This is a genomic window from Pseudomonas sp. D2002, assembly GCF_013385735.1.
Classification (GTDB): domain Bacteria; phylum Pseudomonadota; class Gammaproteobacteria; order Pseudomonadales; family Pseudomonadaceae; genus Aquipseudomonas.
Window position 1 is genome coordinate 159,714 of sequence record NZ_JACAPL010000005.1, and the last position, 16,920, is coordinate 176,633.

Genomic DNA, 16,920 nt, shown 5'->3' on the forward strand with positions numbered 1-16,920 from the left:
CGCAGGGCTGAAACACCCTGAAAACTCATTTCTCCACGGCCTCGCGTGTCAGCCCGCAGCGTGCTCTTTGGCACCTTGAGTTTCCACCTCCAGCCACCACGCATGCCCACGCTCAGGCTGGTTCAAGCTGAACGCCTGGCCCATCGCCGGCGTGGTAATCGACACGTTTCGCTCCCAGGCCAACGCCATGATGCGGTCGAACGGTTCATGCCATGCGTGGAAAGCCAAGTCGAAAGTGCCGTTGTGAATCGGCAGCAACCAACGGCCCTTGAGGTCGATGTGTGCTTGCAGGGTTTGCTCCGGTTGCATGTGCACATGGGGCCAGTCGACGTTGTAAGCACCTGTTTCCATCAGCGTCAGATCAAACGGGCCGTAGTGTTCGCCGATACGTTTGAAGCCGTCGAAATAACCGGTGTCGCCGCTGAAAAAAATCCGCCGTGCGCCGTCGATCATCACCCAGGAACACCATAGCGTCTGGTTGCCGTCAAACAGGCCACGCCCGGAAAAGTGCTGGGCCGGTGTGGCGACAAAACGAATGCCGTCCACCTCGGTGCCTTCCCACCAATCCATTTGCCGAACCTTGCTGGCATCAACGCCCCATTTGATCAGGGTGTCGCCCACGCCCAGCGGCGCGAGAAAGTAACGGGTTTTGTCGGCCAGTTGGACCACGGCCTTATGGTCAAGATGGTCGTAATGATTGTGCGAAAGAATCACCGCCTCCAGCGGCGGCAGGTCTTCCAGGCTGATCGGCGGCTGGTGGAAGCGCTTGGGCCCGGCCCAGCTGAACGGTGAGGCGCGCTCGGCAAATACGGGGTCGGTGACCCAGAATTTGCCGCGCATTTTCAGCAGTACCGTGGAATGCCCCAAGCGAAAAACGCTGTGATCGGGAGCCGCCAACAGTTGTTCGCGCGTCAGCGGTTGCACCGGGATCTTGCCCACGGGGCGCGTGCTGCGAGGCTTGTTAAAAAGCATGTTCCAGAAAATACGCAACGTCTTGCCGAAGCCACCGTGTTGCACCGGTGCATCGTTGCTGAAATGCCCTTGCTCCTGCTCGGCAGTCTTGGGCGCCGCTGGCGCTGGGTCGAGTCGGCTTGAAATCGTGGCCATTGCTGAGTGACTCCTGCATTCCGCTCTATAATTACACTGCACAGTGTAGTTTCTAGATTGCAACAAAACCCGGAGCAAGTAAACTACCGAGTGTAATTTCCCTTTAGAGCCGAACGTACTCCATGACTGCTCCTCAACGCCTCACCGATCGCAAACGCGAAGCCATCGTGGCAGCCGCCATCGCCGAGTTTCGCGCGAACGGGTTCGAGGTCACCAGCATGGATAAAATCGCCGCCACGGCGGGCGTTTCCAAACGCACGGTGTACAACCACTTCCCCAGCAAGGAAGAGTTGTTTGCCGAAATTCTTCACCAGCTGTGGGCCAGCAGCGTCGCTCAGTTGGACGTGAGCTACGCCAGTGACCGCCCGCTGCGCGAGCAGTTGCGTGGCTTGCTGCAGGCAAAAATGAAGATGATGTCGGACGCCAACTTCCTCGACCTGGCCCGCGTCGCGATTGCCGCCACCATTCACTCGCCGGAACGCGCACAAGACATGGTCAACCGCCTGAGCAAGCGCGAAGAGGGTTTCACCCAATGGGTGCGCGCCGCCCAGGAAGACGGGCGCCTGCGCTGCTCCGATCCGGCCTTCGCGGCGCACCAGATTCAAAGCCTGCTCAAGGCGTTCGCCTTCTGGCCGCAAATCACTCTGGGCCAACCAACGCTTGATGACGCCAGCCAGGCCAGCGTTATCGAGTCGGCCATCGACCTGTTCCTGGCCGGCTACGAAGTCAGCGCTCCCCACCCGCAGTAAAAATCAGTTGTATGAACGACATTCCGGGTCGTTTTTAGCTTATTCGCACGCTGTGCCGTGCAAATGGCTTGGAAGGACACTGATTATTCCAACGCGAATAACTGACAATATTCACAACTATTATCCGATCAACGGTTCTAGCCGCTGACGCACGCTGTCATATCTGCAAAAAAGAGCTGACCCGGAACATTATGGAAAACAGACGAGGCAAAGGGCTTTCATTTGCCAGGCGTATTTACAAGCCAAGGATCATCGGCCTGGGTATCGGTTGTATCAGTGTCGTCGGCGCCCTTTACCCTCTGGCGATGCCAGGTTGGGTCTGGGCGTTGCTGTTATTCAATGGCTATGCCTGGGCGCATGTGGCGTACCAGCTCTCCACGCGCTCGCAGTTTCCCTACCAGGCTGAACAGCGCAACCTGCTCTATGACTCGTTGCTCGGCGGGTTCTGGGCCGCTGCCGCTCAGTTCACCCCGCTCACAGCTGTGACCATCCTGTCGATGATGACCATGAATAACGTCGCGGCCGGTGGCAAGCGCCTGTTCCTGCGTGGGCTGCTGGCACAGGCCGCGGGTATCGGGGTGGCATGGGGGCTGTTCGGGATCAAGTTCAACCCCAACGTCAGTCTGACCCAGGTCTACACCTGCCTGCCGATGTTGACGCTCTATCCGATGGCCATCGGCATGGTCTGCTATCAGTTGGCAATCAAACTCTCGGAACACAAACGCGCCCTCAGCGCCCTGAGCCGTACCGACAGCTTGACCGGCCTGCTCAACCACGGCTCCTGGAAAGACCTGCTGCAGCTGAAATTCCACAAGTGCCAACAGCAGCAAAGCCACGCGACTATTGCCCTGATTGATATCGACCACTTCAAGCAAATCAACGACACCCACGGCCATATCGTCGGGGATGCCGTGCTGCGGCAATTGAGCCTGGAATTGCGCCGAGTGTTGCGCGAAAACGACCTGGCGGGCCGTTACGGCGGCGATGAGTTCTGTGTGATTCTTCCGCAAATGCCCCTGGAAGACGCCGCACAGGTCATGGAACAGATGCGCGAAACCTTCAGCAACTATCGCAACCCGCAGATCCCTGAGCTGCGCGTAAGCCTGAGCATCGGCCTGGCCGACTTCCAGGCGTCCTTCAGCGATGCCGCAATGTGGCTCAACGCTGCGGATCGTGCGCTGTACACGGCCAAGGACACCGGTCGCAACCGGGTCAATGTCAGCGACTACGTAGTCGCTCACTCCGCCTGAGTCGTCCGACGACATCTCGTCTGAATCTTCTGCCGCTGCCCTGCCGCGATAGCATAATGCCGCCATTGGTCGCATAGCCATTAAGAACGCTGCCGTGGTGGCGAACTTCTTGGCAGGCCGATCACTCTGAGTCCGTTGTTCAACCCCCTCTGTCGGCACAAGGAAGCTGACAATGAGCAAGTCAACCGTAAGGCCCGCGGCCCTACGGGGGCAGGCGCATATTCATGGATACCTCAGACGCGTGCTTCCCCGAGCCTTCGAACATGCTATTCAACGCCCATAAAAAAACCATCAGTGCCCTGCAACACACCAACGCCCAGCAAGCCAGCATGCTGGATGCCATTGAGCGCTCCATGGCGGTGATCGAATTCGACCTGCAGGGCACTGTGCTGCGGGCCAATGAGAATTTCCTCAAGACCATGAGTTATCGCGCCGAACAGGTCGTGGGCCAGCCCCACCGTGCGTTCTGCACACCCGCGTTCGCCCGCAGCGCCGAGTACAACCAGTTGTGGACGCAACTGCGCAACGGCCAATTCCAATCGGGCACCTTTGAACGCGTTGCGGGTGACGGCCAGTCAGTGTGGCTGGAGGCCAGCTACAACCCGGTGCGCGACGACACCGGCCAGGTCATCAAAGTGGTGAAGTACGCGATGGACGTCACCCCACGCCTGCAGGCCGAAAGCGAAGCCAACGCCAAACTGGGCGCCATCGACCGCGCCATGGCGGTGATCGAGTTCAACCTCGACGGCACCATCATTACCGCCAACTCGAATTTCCTGCAGCGCATGGGCTACAGCCTGGCGCAGATCCAGGGCAAGCATCACCGCTTGTTCTGCAAGCCGGAGCTGGCCAACAGTGCGACCTACAGCGAGTTCTGGAAACGCTTGAACCAGGGCGAACTGTTCAATGGCCAGTTCGAGCGCATTGATAAAAACGGCCAGACCGTCTGGCTCGAAGCCAACTACAACCCGGTGTACGACGCCAGCGGGCGCCTGTGCAAAGTGGTGAAGTTCGCCTCCGACGTCACCGCCAGGGTGCAACAACATGCGGCCGACGCCGCCAGCGCCGCCCAGGCCTACCACATCTCCCTGAACACACGGGACATCGCCGAAAAAGGCGCCGATGTGATCCAGCAAACCGCCACCGGCATGCGCGAAATTGCCGCCGACATTGACGGCTCGTCGCAGTTGATCGCCAAGCTCGGCGAGCGTTCGCAGCAGATCACCGCCATCGTCAACACCATTCGCGGCATCGCCGACCAGACCAACCTGCTGGCCCTCAACGCCGCCATCGAAGCCGCGCGTGCTGGCGAACAAGGCCGTGGCTTTGCGGTGGTCGCCGACGAAGTACGGCAACTGGCGGCACGTACCAGCGGCTCGACGGCGGAAATTTCCAGCATGATCGCGATGATCCAGGAGGAAACCCGCCAAGCCATCGACAGCATGGAAGGCACGCGCGACCGCGCCGCCCTGGGTGTGGAGTTGGCCAACCAGGCCGGCACGGTGATCCTGCAGATTCGCGAAGGCACCGGCGAGGCCGTGCAGGCCGTGAGCGCGTTTGCCAATGAGCGGGGCAACAACTGACCTGATCTTCATGTGTCTGGCCGAGGGCTCGGTCTATAGTGCTGACTAGTCTTTACGCTAAGGATTCGAGCCCGCCATGACCCCAGACAAGCCAGCCGCCGCCCCCGTCGACCACCTGCGTTTTCACCGAGGCCACGCGCACCTGGCGCCGACCTTCGGGAATGACACCTTTGCCCTCAAGGCCGAAGCGTTCGCGCGTTTTTTTGGGACGCCGACGTTTCTCGGTGCACAAACCGCAATCGTGGTGTTGTGGGTGGTGTTGAACATCACCGGCGTCACGCACTTCGACGTGTACCCGTTCATCCTGCTCAACCTGGCTTTCAGCCTGCAATCGGCGTATGCCGCGCCGTTGATCCTGCTGGCCCAGACCCGCCAGGCTGCCCGCGATAAAGCCCAGTCCGACGCCGATGCCCAGCACCGCGAAGCCTTGGCCATCGCCAATACCGAGCGCCAGGCACAGGCCGAACAGACCACCAAACAGCTGCTGGAACTGCTGGAGCAGAACACCCGCCTGACGGAAATGACCAAGCAGCTGACCGAGCGTATCGAGACCCTGACCTGCGAAATGCATGAGCAGTTCATGCGTAAACCTTGAAAAAACAGCGATCTTGCGCGAGTAACTACTGTGGGAGCGGGCTTGCCCGCGAAGACGTCGGCCCGGCAAACATTGACGTTGACTGAACCACCGCTTTCGCGGGCAAGCCCGCTCCCACAGGGGATCTTCGCTGCTACAAGCATTGGGTTAACTGACATGGCATTTGCGCAAGCCCGCTACACACGAGGCAATCGCACATGCCGCCCCAGCTCATCAAATAGCGTCACCACCGAACGCAGCGCCCGGCAATCCGGGCGTGTCAGCAGCCACAATGCAGTGTCACGCCCGGCCAGTGCCGGCCCCAGCGGTTGTAGCCCATTGCCCAAGAGAAAATCCGGCAGCGCCGCCACGCCCATCCCCGCGCGCACCAGCTCGGTGACCGACAACATGCTGTTGCAGCGATAACTGGGGCGCACGCCCGGCAAGTGCTCGCGGCGCCAGGCAACGGTGGGGTGATCGGGCAGGAAGTCATCCGGCGCAATCCAGGGCAGTTCGGCCAGCGCACGGCCTGCATGCTGACGGGCGAAACCGGCACTGGCACACACCTGATAGGCCACCGTGCCCAGGCAACGGCCGACCAGATGCTCCGGCGGCGTCTTGGTCAGGCGCAGGGCGATATCCGCATCGCGGCGGCTGAGGTTGGCGAAATCATTCGAGGTGCTCAGCTCCAGGGTCAGCGCCGGGTATTCGGGCATGAACTGCGCCAGCGCCGGCAGCAGCAAGCCTTGCAGCACCGAGTCGGTACAGGTCAGGCGCACGGTGCCGCTGATCACGTCACCGCCCTGCTCCACGCCAATGCGCGCGGCTTCCAGGGCCTGTTCCGCGTGTTCGGCCTGTTGCGCCAAGTTGCTGGCCAAGCTGGTGGGCAGGTAACCGGCGCGGCTTTTTTCAAACAGCGTCTGGCCCAATGCCGCCTCCAGCCGCCGTACCGCGCGGAACACCGTGGACACATCCACCCGCAACAACGCCGCCGCCCGCGCCAGGGTGCCGCCGCGCACCAGGGCGAGGATCAACGCCAGGTCCGGGTAGTCGATTTGATAGTGCGTGGCTGCATTGAGCATGTGGGCAAACGCCAATTTTGATTGCGTGAGCGCCAATCTATAGTGCAGCCCAGGACACGACAAGCCATGGGACGTACACGATGAAAGCCACCGCCCTGCACCTCGCCCTGATCGGCGACTACAACCCCGACGTGACTGCGCACCAGGCGATCCCCGTCGCCCTGCAGCAGGCGTCCGACGCTTTGGGCCTGACACTCCACGTGCAATGGCTGGACACCGACACGATCACCGCCAACACCGAACTGCACGCCTTCGACGGCTTCTGGTGCGTACCCGCCAGCCCCTACCGCGACATCGACGGCGCACTGCGGGCGATCCGTTTTGCCCGCGAACGCAAACGCCCGTTCCTCGGCACCTGCGGTGGTTTTCAACACGCCGTGCTGGAATATGCCCGCAACGTGCTGGGCTGGGCTGACGCAGAACACGGTGAATTGGCCCCACAGGCCAAACGCGCGGTCATCACGCCGCTGAGCTGCGCGCTGGTGGAGGCAACGGACACCGTGCGCCTGGTGCCCTACACACGCATCGCCGAGGCCTACGGCCAGCCGGAGCTGCACGAAGGTTATCGCTGCAGCTACGGTCTCAACCCCGAATTCGCCGAGGCACTGCTGGAAGGCGATTTGATTCCCAGCGGCCACGATTCGGCGGGTGACCTGCGTGCCATCGAGCTGCTGGACCACCCGTTTTTCGTCGCCACGCTGTTCCAACCCGAACGCGCCGCACTCAAGGGCATCACGCCGCCGTTGGCGCTGGCCCTGCTCAAGGCCTGCCGGCAGGTGTCGCAATGATCGCCAACACGCCTGCCCCGCCCTACTACGCGGTTATTTTCAGCTCACTACGTACTGAGGGTGACCAAGGCTACGGCGCGGCCGCCACGCGCATGCTGGAACTGGCGCGTGAGCAACCGGGGTTTCTGGGCGTGGAGTCGGCACGCGAAGACGGCTTGGGGATCACCGTGTCTTATTGGCAGGACGAGGCGGCGATCCTGGCCTGGAAGAGGCAGGCCGAGCATCGCCAGGTGCGCGAACAAGGGCGCGCCACGTGGTACTCGGCGTTTCAAACACGCGTGTGCAAGGTGGAGCGGGCCTACACCTTCCATAATTGAAATGCTTACCCCATGTGGGAGCGGGCTTGCTCGCGAAAGCAGTGTGTCAGTCACTTAATACTGGGCTGAACCACCGCATTCGCGAGCAAGCCCGCTCCCACATTTGGATCTCCACCTTGCAGAAACTTGTATGAACTAGCTCACCAAACTGCGCAACGCACTGATCTGCGGGATCTCCACCCGGCGCATGTACACACGCAGCGGCTCGGTGATGTTGATGCGGTCGTCGATGTTCTGGTCCAGCAGCAGTTGAATGCGCTCGCGCGACAAGGTCATGGCGTGGTCGAGGGCTGGCAGCCAGACAAACTCGGCGGTGGGGATGATGCCGTCATCGGCGACGTCCATGCCGAAGGAATCTTCGCTGAAACGTACGATGTACTGGCCGGTCTTGCGGTTCAGGCCGACAAAACCGTGGAGTTGGTCGGCGGCCTGGCAGATAAGTTCGGACGTGATGCGCATGGTAAACCTCACTGAAAAGTCCCACTGGGACTGGAAAGATGGTTTACACGCGTGGCAGAAATTACGGCCCTCTAACGGGGCAGCTCGGCCAAGAATACTGCAACAGCGCACAAAAAAACCCGGAAAAATGCCGCGTGAGCACCTTAATGTCGGTTTGGTGATAGCGCCTTTCGCAATCAATTGTTAAAAAGGACACCTTCTCAAGTTACCTCCACGAAAGGACTTCGCATATGCCTGTCACGTTTACCAAGAGCGCCTTGCTGCTCGCGCTGATGCTTGGCCTTGGCCAGGCACAGGCTGCCGACCCGATCAGCCCGGCTGAATTGGCGACAAACGAAGGCATTCCGTACCCGGCCGTCATCGCCCACCGTGGCGCTTCCTACGACGCCCCCGAATCCACCGCCGCGTCCTACAAGCTGGCCCGCGACCTGGGCGCCGACTACCTGGAAATGGACCTGCAGCGCAGCAAGGACGGCGTGCTGTTCGCCCTGCACGACAACAACCTGCAGCGCACCACCGACGTGGCCACCAAGTTCCCGGAGCGTAAAGATGCCCCGGCCAACGAGTTCACCTGGGCCGAATTGCGCACCCTGGACGCCGGCAGCTGGTTCAACGCCGCCTACCCGGACCGCGCGCGTCCTGCGTTCGTCGGCCTGAAAATCCAGAGCCTGGATGAAATCATCAAGATCGCCGAAGGCAACCCGCAGCACAAACCCGGCCTGTACATCGAGACCAAAGAACCCAAGCAGTTCCCGGGCATCGAAGCCGACCTGAAAAACAAGCTGCTGGACAAGGGCTGGTTGAGCTCCGCCGGCTCCAAGCTGGGCAAGAGCAACACCGGCGTTGGCCAGGGCAAGGGCCGCGTGGTGCTGCAGACGTTTGAAAAAGACAGCTTGAAAGAGCTGCAAAAAGAAATGCCCAACACCCCGAAAATCCTGCTGTTGTGGGTTGGCCCAGGCAGCATCGAGCCGAAGTCTGCGCAAACTTTCGCCGAGTCGGGCGAACCGACCAAAGCCGCTTACTACGCCAAGCAAGAGCCGAAGGATGCTGCCGAATTCGAAAAATGGGTCGACGAAGCCAAGAGCCTCGGCGCCATCGGCACCGGCCCATCGGCCGAGCTGACCAACCATGGCGACCAGAGCTACACCGACCTGGTGAAGCCTGAAATGAACAAGCTGACCCACGACAAAGGCCTGCTGGTGCACGTCTACACCGTCGATGAGCCGGTGGACTTCGAGAAAGTGATGAAGGCCGGCGTCGATGGCATCTTCACCAACCGCGCCGCCGAACTGTTGAAGTTCTACAAGCGCTGGCCGTCGTCGAGTGTGCAGGATCTGCTGAAGGACAATGGCTACTAAGCGTCAGGCCGCTTAGGTGTCAGTGCGCCATTAAGGATGAGTTAAGTTGCGCTGGTTAATCTGGCGCCACTTAAACAGCTCACCCAGAAGGACACACACCATGAAAACCCTGACTGCTTTGTTCGCCGCTTCCGCCCTGACCCTGACTGCCGGTCTGGCCCAGGCGGATGTTCGTCCGGATCATATTGAAGGCCTGCTCAAGTCCGGCGCGGTGTTGCCTTTCGAGAAACTCAACGCCGCTGCCGTCGCCACTCACCCTGGCGCCAGCATCACCGACACCGAGCTGGACCACAAAAACGGTGTACTGGTTTACGAAGTTGACGTGACCGACACCGCCGGCAAACGCTTTGAAGTCAAGCTCGACGCCAAAACCGGCGCCGTGCTGGAAAACAAACAAGACACCTGATTCAACCGCGAAAAAAACCGCGCCACTTTTTAAAGTGGCGCGGTTTTTTTTTGCTCGCTCATCTGCCAAGCGTAGGAAAAGTATCCACGTGGTTAATGAAATTACACCCACAGCACGTAAGGTCGCTAGAATCCCCTCATTGGCTCGGGCACAACGCCCACCACCTTCGGAATCGAGATCGCTGCATGGGGCAGAAAGCCGTCGACATCGCCACTATTGGCCGTATCAGTGCCGTACCCGCGATGCTCAAAGTCATCAGCGACATGACCGGCCTGCGCTTCGCCGCCGTGGCGCGGGTGACCGACGACACCTGGACCGCCTGCGCCGTGCTTGACCGATTGGAGTTTGGCCTTGGCGTCGGTGGCGAGCTGGACCTGACCACCACGATCTGCCACGAAATTCGCGGTTCCCACGTGTCCGTGGTGATCGACAAAGCCAGCGAAGACCCGCTCTACCACGACCACCACACCCCGCGCATGTACCACTTTGAAAGCTACATCTCGGTGCCGGTGTTTCGCACCGACGGGCGCTTCTTCGGCACCCTTTGCGCGCTCGACCCCAACCCCGCGCCGCTGCGCAGCAGCACGATCCAGTCGACCATGGAATCGTTCGCCCGGGTGCTGTCGTTGCAGATTGAAGCCGAAGAGGCGCTGCAAACTACACAGGCCCAATTGCAGGAAGAACGCGGTACTGCCGAACTGCGCGAGCAATTCATCGCCGTGCTCGGCCATGACCTGCGCAACCCGCTGTTCGCCATCAACTTCGGCGCCGAGCGGCTGCTGCGTAAACACCCGAACCCTGCAACCGATACCCTTGTGCGCCACATCCTCACCAGCGGTCGGCGCGCCTCGCAACTGGTCGAAGATGTGCTGGATTTCGCCCGCGGCCGCATGGGCAGTGGCATCCCGCTGCACCTGAATGACTGCCAGGATTTGCAGGACGCTTTGCAGCATGTGGTACTGGAAGTACAAAGTGTGAACCCGCAACGCCTGATCCAGGCCGATATCGGCGACCTGCGCGGCGTCTACGGCGACCGCGATCGACTGGCGCAATTGCTCTCCAACCTGGTAGCCAATGCCATCCACCATGGCAGCCACGACGGCCCGGTGGAAGTTACCGCGCGGGTTGAGGATGACCAGTTCACACTGACGGTGAAAAACCCCGGCCAGATCGACGAACTCGCTCTGCCGCGACTATTTCAGCCCTACTCGCGACCGGTCAAAGACACGCCGCAAGCCGGTCTCGGCCTGGGTTTGTATATCGTCAAGCAGATTGCCGATGCCCACGGCGGCCAGCTTGAAGTGTCATCCTGCGCGCAAACAGGCACGCTGTTCACCTTCACCCTGAAAACCCGCTAGGTAAGTTTTCAAACCGTCACAAAATCGTCATCCCGCCTTGCAATGATTCGCCCACGCGAACCTGTGAAACGTCCTACAGGCGCTTTCTCTGCGAGCCTCCATGAACCACAGCATCGACCACGGCCACCAGGATCCCGATCTGTTTGGCCTGCTTTACGGTTTTCGTTTTCGACCCGGTGAAAAAGGCGAGCAGATTGACTCGGCCACCGCGCTGGCCGCCTTGCAGGCGCCGCAAGACCCGGAAGAATTTCTCTGGTTGCACCTGAACCTGGCCCACGCCGCGTGCGAGCGCTGGATGCAAACGCATTTGTCGCTGCCGGATGAGTTTTTCGAAGCCTTGCACGAAGGTTCGCGCTCCACCCGCATCGAACACGTCGACTCGGCCTTGCTGGCGGTGGTCAACGACGTGGTGTTCAACTTCAGCAGCATGGTCTCGTCGGACATTTCCACGTTGTGGGTGTGCGCTCGCAGCCGTCTGCTGGTGAGTGCGCGCCTGCAACCGCTGCATTCGGTGGATAAATTGCGCTCATCGGTGAAGGCCGGTGAACGCTTTCGCTCGCCACTGGAATTGCTGGTGCATTTGCTGCGCGACCAGGGCGAAGTGCTGACGCAGATCGTGCGCAAGACCAGCATCAGCGTCGACCATATCGAAGACCAGTTGCTGTCCTCGCGCCTGTCCACCAACCGCGCCGAGCTGGGTGCTGCGCGCCGAGTGCTGGTGCGCCTGCAACGCCTGCTGGCGCTGGAGCCCGGCTCGTTGCTGCGCCTGCTCAATCGCCCGCCGCAGTGGCTGCAAAAGGAAGACGTGAAGGAGTTGCGCAAATCCACCGAGGAATTTGCGCTGATCATCAACGACCTGATGGCGCTGGGTGAGCGCATCAAGTTGTTGCAGGAAGAAATCGCCGCCAACCTCAACGAGCAAAGCAACCGCACGCTGTTCACCCTGACTGTGGTGACGGTGCTGGCGTTGCCGATCAATATCATTGCCGGTTTTTTCGGCATGAACGTGGGTGGCGTGCCGCTTTCCACCGACCCGGAAGGGTTTTGGATTCTGGTGGCGTTGGTGGCGACGTTTACCTTGATTGCCGGCCGCTGGGCGTTCCGCAAACGCAAAGATTACTAACGTGGAATGCAATCAAACTGTGGGAGCGGGCTTGCTCGCGAATGCGGTAGGTCAGTTATAGAGAGGTTGACTGACACACCGCATTCGCGAGCAAGCCCGCTCCCACATTGGACCTGCGGTGTTTATTGGACCAGCGGCACACCCAATTCCTTAAACACTGACTTACCGCAGCATCTCTGTAACATTCTGCAATGATCATCAACGACATCCTCCCCACACTGGATGCTCCGGCATGGCCACCCCTTCCCTGACTGCCTCCTCCACCGCGTCACACGCGGACCCCAAACCCCGCCTGGATAAAAAACCCGGCCTGGTGACGGTGATCATTTTCTTCGCCGTGCTCGCCATGGGTTTGCTGTTTACCGCCTACAGCCTGATGCACGACATGCACGAACTGGGCACGGTGGTGACCACCTGGACGCCGTTCCTGCTGCTCGGCGTGGCGCTGTTGATCGCATTGGGTTTTGAGTTCGTCAACGGCTTCCACGACACCGCCAACGCGGTGGCGACGGTGATCTACACCAACTCGCTGCCGCCGCACTTTGCGGTGGTGTGGTCGGGCTTTTTCAACTTCCTCGGTGTGCTGCTGTCCAGCGGCGCAGTGGCGTTCGGCATCATTGCCCTGCTGCCGGTCGAGCTGATTTTGCAGGTAGGCTCATCGGCTGGTTTCGCGATGATCTTCGCCCTGCTGATCGCCGCGATCCTGTGGAACCTCGGCACTTGGTGGCTGGGCTTGCCGGCCTCGTCATCGCACACCCTGATCGGCTCGATCATCGGCGTCGGCGTGGCGAATGCCCTGATGCACGGGCGTGACGGCACCAGCGGTGTGGACTGGAGCCAGGCGATCAAGATCGGTTATGCCTTGCTGCTCTCGCCGCTGATCGGCTTCGCCTTCGCCGCCCTGCTGTTGCTGGCCCTGCGCGCCTTCGTAAAAAACCGCTCGCTGTACAAAGCGCCCAAGGGCGACACCCCGCCACCTTGGTGGATTCGCGGCATGCTGATCGCGACCTGCACCGGTGTGTCGTTTGCCCACGGTTCCAACGATGGCCAGAAAGGCATGGGCCTGATCATGTTGATCCTGGTCGGCACCTTGCCGATGGCCTATGCGCTGAACCGCACCATGCCCGCCGAGCAGTCGTTGCAGTTTGCGGCGGTGGCCGAGGTGACTCAGGTCGCGTTGGTGAAAAGCGCACCGCAAGTACTGCCGGGCGACCCGCGGCCGATCCTTTCGACCTACGTACGCACCAAGGAAGCCACCCCGGAACTGGTGCCGGCCCTCGCCGCCCTCGCCGGCCAGATTGGTGACGAAGTAAAAGGCTACGGCTCCCTGGCCAAAGTCCCCGCTGAAGCGGTAGGCAACGTGCGTAACGACATGTATCTGAGCAGCGAAACCATTCGCCTGATGGACAAGGACAAGGTCGGCAACTTCGACGCCGACACCCAAGGCAAGCTGAAGCTGTTCAAAGAACAGATCGACAATTCCACGCGCTTTATTCCGCTGTGGGTGAAGATCGCCGTGGCCATCGCCCTCGGGCTGGGCACCATGGTGGGTTGGAAGCGTATCGTGGTGACGGTCGGCGAGAAGATCGGCAAGACCCATCTGACCTACGCCCAAGGTGCATCGGCTGAGATGGTCGCGATGCTGACCATTGGCGCAGCGGACATGTATGGGTTGCCGGTGTCGACCACCCATGTGCTCTCGTCCGGTGTGGCCGGGACCATGGTGGCCAATGGCGGTGGGTTGCAGATGAAGACCATCCGCAATTTGTTGATGGCGTGGGTGCTGACGTTGCCGGCGGCGATTTTGCTGTCGGGCAGTTTGTACTGGCTGTTCACCAAACTGTTCTGACACAACACAGTTTGATCGTTCCCACGCTCCGCGTGGGAACGCAGCCCAGGACGCTCCGCGTCCCAAAGCGTGACGCAGAGCATCACCAGAGGCATTCCCACGCAGAGCGTGGGAACGATCATCACAGGGGTTTTAGGGTGTGTCAGGAAGTAAAGAGGCCAGCCATGGCTTTCAGCCGCTTCTTGTAAACCCGCCGCGCCTCCAACGCTTCCTCCAGCGTCACCGCCACAAACCCCGCCCTTTGATTCGGCTGCATCTGCCCAATCAAATCCAGGTCCGCACTGATCACCGTGCCGATCATCGCGTAGCCACCGCCCGACACCGCATCCCGGTGCAGCACAATCGGCTCCAACCCCGCCGGCACTTGGATCGAGCCAATCGGGTAGCAACTGTCGACGATGTTCGACGGGTCCGACCCCGCGCCAAACGGCTGCTCGCGCGGCTGAAAGCTCAGCGCGCTGCCGCCCTTGAAGCGATAGCCGATGCGATCCGCCTCGGAACCCACCGTCCACGGCTCGGCGAAAAAGCTGCTTTTTGCGCCGTCCGTCAGCCGGTCGTAATACAGCCCCGGCACGACGCGCAAGGTCACATCGCCGCCGACCGAACGGCGCAGTGCCATCGGCAAACTGTTGCCCGCACGGCCCTGGCCACTGGCCTCGCCAATCGGCAGTTCATCGCCTTCCTGCAAACGCCGCCCTTGAAACCCACCCAGCGCGCCGGGGGTGTAAGTCGAGCGGCTACCAAGCACCAGCGGCACATCAATGCCGCCCGCCACCGCCAGGTACGTACGCGCGCCCGCCTTGGGAAATTCAAAGCGCAGCACTTGCCCGGCGCGCACCTGGAAGGCGGTGTCCTGGTGCACCACTTCACCGTCCAGGCGCGGCGACATCAGCGCACCGCTGAGTGCCACCAGGGCGTCGTGTTGAAACAACAATTCGGGGCCGATCAGCGTGCATTCCAACCCCGCTGCGCCGAGCGGGTTGCCCACCAGATGGTTGGCCGCGCTTAACGCGTACTGGTCCAGCGCGCCCGAGGGCGGAATACCCAAGTGGTAATAACCTTCGCGGCCAAGGTCCTGCACGGAGGTGGCGAGGCCGGGTTTGAGCACCTTGATCATGCCAGCGCCTCCTGCAGGGTTTTCGGGTAGCCAACGGGGTCGGCGAGAAAGGCGTCTAGGGAAAATTCCACCGGGCGGATACGCAGGTCAAAACGCCCGGCGTCCACCTCGGCCACTGCCACGTCATAGGCGTCGCGGTCGATAGGCTTGAACTGCACAATGTCGCCAGGGCGAAAGAACACCATATGCTCCTTGAGGTACGCCAACTGCTGCGCCGGGTCGTAGATCGGCGCCGGGGTCACGCCGAACATCTGGTAACCACCGGCGCCACGTACCGAGTAGATGCAGCCGAAACAGCCGCCATGGCCGAGGGTCAATTTCGGCGTGTCGGTGCGCGGGCGCAGGTACTTGGGCACCTGCAATTGCCGTTCGCGCTCGACCATCTGGAACATGAACGGCAGGCCCGCGACAAAGCCGACCATCGACACAAACCACGGCGCGCCACTGTGGGCGGCGATAAACGCGTCCACATCGGCCAGGCCGTTGATGCGTGCGGCGTATTCCAGGTCAGTGCCGCTGGGGTCTTGATGGCGGTCGCGAAAACGCATCAGGGTTTCATGGGTCCACGGGTCGTTGTAGAGCACCGGGATTTCGATGATGCGCGTGTGCAACGTGCGTTCGGCCACGGCCTGGGCTTCGGCGCTTTGCACCGCGTCGAGCAGCACATGCGGCGCAATGCGGTCGGGGTCGAAGCGAATCTGGAACGACGCATTGGCCAGGCACACATCCAGCACGCCTTCCAGCGCCAGGCGCTCCACGGCGCGGGTCACCGCCATGCCTTTGAAAAAAGCCTGCAGGGACATGCTGTCGCTGACCTCGGCAAACAGGTGTTCATCACCGCCGAAGCTGTAGCGGATGGGGGACGTTTCAGCCATGTCTGTTCCTCTTGGAATCATTGTAGAAAGGCAGGCAAAAAGTAATGGTTCGATCTTATTGGGGGGTTCTGACTTCAATGCCCGCCTGGTCCAGGGCTTCGCGGGTTGCCTCTACCAATTCCAGGGCGCCAGGCGTGTCGCTGTGCAGGCAAATGGAGTCGAATTCGATCAGCAGGTCTTCGCCTTCGACGGTGCGTACACGACCGGTCTGACACGCACGCAGGACCCGCGCCGCAACCGTTGCAGGGTCCAGCGCGCGCACATTGCGGGTAAACACGATGGAGCCGCTCAGATCGTACTCACGGTCGGCGTAAAACTCGCGCACTACCGGCTGCCCGAGCTCGTTGGCGACGCGCCAGATCACCGAGTTAGGCATGCAGTACAGCAACAGCGTCGGCTCAATGATTTGCAGGTTTTGCACCAGCAGCCGCGCGGCTTCTTCGTCGCGGGCCAAATGCATGTAGAGCGCGCCGTGGGGCTTGATATGTTGCAGGGTCACGCCTTGGGCGCGGGCGATTTCGCGCAGGGCGCCGAGCTGATAGAGCATGTCGTCCACCAGCTCCTGGGCCGGTGCGTTGATATGCCGACGGCCAAACCCCACCAGGTCACGAAAACCCGGGTGCGCGCCGATGGCCACACCGAGTTGCTTGGCACGCGCGACGGTGCGGCGCATGGTGCCGGGGTCGCCGGCGTGGAAGCCGGTGGCGATGTTGGCCGAGCTGATATACGCCATCAGTTCCGCGTCGACGCCATCGCCGATGGTCCAGGGGCCAAAGCCTTCGCCCATGTCTGAGTTGAAATCCACTGCCTGCATCGGGGCTGCTCCGCCAAAAGGTGATGGCTGAAAGTAGGCTGGCGCTTGACCCCTTGGGAAGATCTATTATCAGATAGGGTATCTTCTGAAAAACAGATATCTTCTGAAAAA

17 protein-coding genes are annotated in these 16,920 nt (G+C 61.0%); 11 read left to right on the forward strand and 6 right to left on the reverse strand.

All coding sequences use genetic code 11. The annotated features are described in order from the left end of the window. Positions 1 to 48: 48 nt before the first annotated feature. Positions 49 to 1,107, reverse strand: a complete 1,059-nt coding sequence (locus HX783_RS11335; RefSeq protein WP_177016929.1) for an MBL fold metallo-hydrolase — start codon at positions 1,105 to 1,107, stop codon at positions 49 to 51. Positions 1,108 to 1,229: 122 nt separating this feature from the next. Here HX783_RS11335 and HX783_RS11340 point away from each other — a divergent pair, with 122 nt between their 5' ends. The 4 genes from HX783_RS11340 (at position 1,230) to HX783_RS11355 (ending at position 5,284) form a co-directional block, all read left to right on the forward strand. Continuing rightward, complete coding sequence (locus HX783_RS11340; protein WP_159959236.1) at positions 1,230 to 1,856, forward strand: TetR/AcrR family transcriptional regulator; 627 nt, start codon at positions 1,230 to 1,232, stop codon at positions 1,854 to 1,856. Between the two features lie 191 nt (positions 1,857 to 2,047). After that, the gene (locus HX783_RS11345; protein WP_177016930.1) at positions 2,048 to 3,106 is read left to right on the forward strand and encodes a diguanylate cyclase; all 1,059 of its coding nucleotides are present in this window, start codon (positions 2,048 to 2,050) and stop codon (positions 3,104 to 3,106) included. A 263-nt stretch (positions 3,107 to 3,369) separates the two neighbouring features. After that, positions 3,370 to 4,689 carry a PAS domain-containing methyl-accepting chemotaxis protein gene (locus HX783_RS11350; protein WP_177017125.1) on the forward strand — a complete coding sequence of 440 codons (1,320 nt, stop codon included), beginning with the start codon at positions 3,370 to 3,372 and terminating at the stop codon, positions 4,687 to 4,689. 76 nt (positions 4,690 to 4,765) lie between these two features. Beyond that, a complete protein-coding gene (locus HX783_RS11355) occupies positions 4,766 to 5,284 on the forward strand; it encodes a DUF1003 domain-containing protein (protein ID WP_159959240.1) in 519 nt (172 codons plus the stop codon). Between the two features lie 176 nt (positions 5,285 to 5,460). Here HX783_RS11355 and HX783_RS11360 read toward each other — a convergent pair whose 3' ends face one another. Then, positions 5,461 to 6,345: a LysR family transcriptional regulator gene (locus tag HX783_RS11360; RefSeq protein ID WP_177016931.1), complete on the reverse strand. Its 885-nt coding sequence runs from the start codon at positions 6,343 to 6,345 to the stop codon at positions 5,461 to 5,463. A gap of 80 nt (positions 6,346 to 6,425) precedes the next feature. On the opposite strand from HX783_RS11360, the gene HX783_RS11365 reads away from it, so the two are divergent. Together HX783_RS11365 and HX783_RS11370 are read left to right on the forward strand one after the other, a co-directional pair. Continuing rightward, complete coding sequence (locus HX783_RS11365) at positions 6,426 to 7,133, forward strand: CTP synthase (protein WP_177016932.1); 708 nt, start codon at positions 6,426 to 6,428, stop codon at positions 7,131 to 7,133. Further along, on the forward strand, positions 7,130 to 7,450 hold the full coding sequence (locus HX783_RS11370) for an antibiotic biosynthesis monooxygenase (RefSeq protein WP_177016933.1): 321 nt from the start codon (positions 7,130 to 7,132) through the stop codon (positions 7,448 to 7,450). The genes HX783_RS11365 and HX783_RS11370 overlap by 4 nt, the downstream gene beginning before the upstream one ends. A 135-nt stretch (positions 7,451 to 7,585) precedes the next feature. Here HX783_RS11370 and HX783_RS11375 read toward each other — a convergent pair whose 3' ends face one another. Further along, positions 7,586 to 7,909, reverse strand: coding sequence for a DUF2025 family protein (locus HX783_RS11375; RefSeq protein WP_177016934.1), 324 nt, complete (start codon positions 7,907 to 7,909; stop codon positions 7,586 to 7,588). A gap of 230 nt (positions 7,910 to 8,139) precedes the next feature. Here HX783_RS11375 and HX783_RS11380 point away from each other — a divergent pair, with 230 nt between their 5' ends. The 5 genes from HX783_RS11380 to HX783_RS11400 all read left to right on the forward strand — a co-directional run bounded on the left by HX783_RS11380 (position 8,140) and on the right by HX783_RS11400 (position 14,003). Next, entirely contained in the window at positions 8,140 to 9,267 is a 1,128-nt protein-coding gene (locus HX783_RS11380; protein WP_177016935.1) for a glycerophosphodiester phosphodiesterase, read from the forward strand. A 100-nt stretch (positions 9,268 to 9,367) separates the two neighbouring features. Further along, positions 9,368 to 9,673: a PepSY domain-containing protein gene (locus HX783_RS11385; protein ID WP_177016936.1), complete on the forward strand. Its 306-nt coding sequence runs from the start codon at positions 9,368 to 9,370 to the stop codon at positions 9,671 to 9,673. A 185-nt stretch (positions 9,674 to 9,858) separates the two neighbouring features. Next, positions 9,859 to 11,031, forward strand: coding sequence for a GAF domain-containing sensor histidine kinase (locus HX783_RS11390; RefSeq protein ID WP_177016937.1), 1,173 nt, complete (start codon positions 9,859 to 9,861; stop codon positions 11,029 to 11,031). 100 nt (positions 11,032 to 11,131) lie between these two features. Beyond that, positions 11,132 to 12,154 carry a transporter gene (locus HX783_RS11395; protein WP_177016938.1) on the forward strand — a complete coding sequence of 341 codons (1,023 nt, stop codon included), beginning with the start codon at positions 11,132 to 11,134 and terminating at the stop codon, positions 12,152 to 12,154. A 232-nt stretch (positions 12,155 to 12,386) separates the two neighbouring features. Then, positions 12,387 to 14,003, forward strand: a complete 1,617-nt coding sequence (locus HX783_RS11400; protein WP_177016939.1) for an inorganic phosphate transporter — start codon at positions 12,387 to 12,389, stop codon at positions 14,001 to 14,003. A 142-nt stretch (positions 14,004 to 14,145) separates the two neighbouring features. On the opposite strand, the gene HX783_RS11405 is transcribed toward HX783_RS11400, so the two are convergent. The 3 genes from HX783_RS11405 to HX783_RS11415 are packed head-to-tail and all read right to left on the reverse strand — an operon-like array spanning position 14,146 to position 16,809. After that, positions 14,146 to 15,120 carry a biotin-dependent carboxyltransferase family protein gene (locus HX783_RS11405; RefSeq protein ID WP_177016940.1) on the reverse strand — a complete coding sequence of 325 codons (975 nt, stop codon included), beginning with the start codon at positions 15,118 to 15,120 and terminating at the stop codon, positions 14,146 to 14,148. Further along, positions 15,117 to 15,995 (reverse strand): allophanate hydrolase subunit 1, encoded by an 879-nt coding sequence (locus HX783_RS11410; RefSeq protein WP_177016941.1) that lies wholly within the window; start codon positions 15,993 to 15,995, stop codon positions 15,117 to 15,119. Before HX783_RS11410 ends, HX783_RS11405 begins: the two co-directional genes overlap by 4 nt. 55 nt (positions 15,996 to 16,050) lie before the next feature. Beyond that, positions 16,051 to 16,809 carry a 5-oxoprolinase subunit PxpA gene (locus HX783_RS11415; RefSeq protein ID WP_159959264.1) on the reverse strand — a complete coding sequence of 253 codons (759 nt, stop codon included), beginning with the start codon at positions 16,807 to 16,809 and terminating at the stop codon, positions 16,051 to 16,053. Between the last annotated feature and the right edge of the window lie 111 nt (positions 16,810 to 16,920).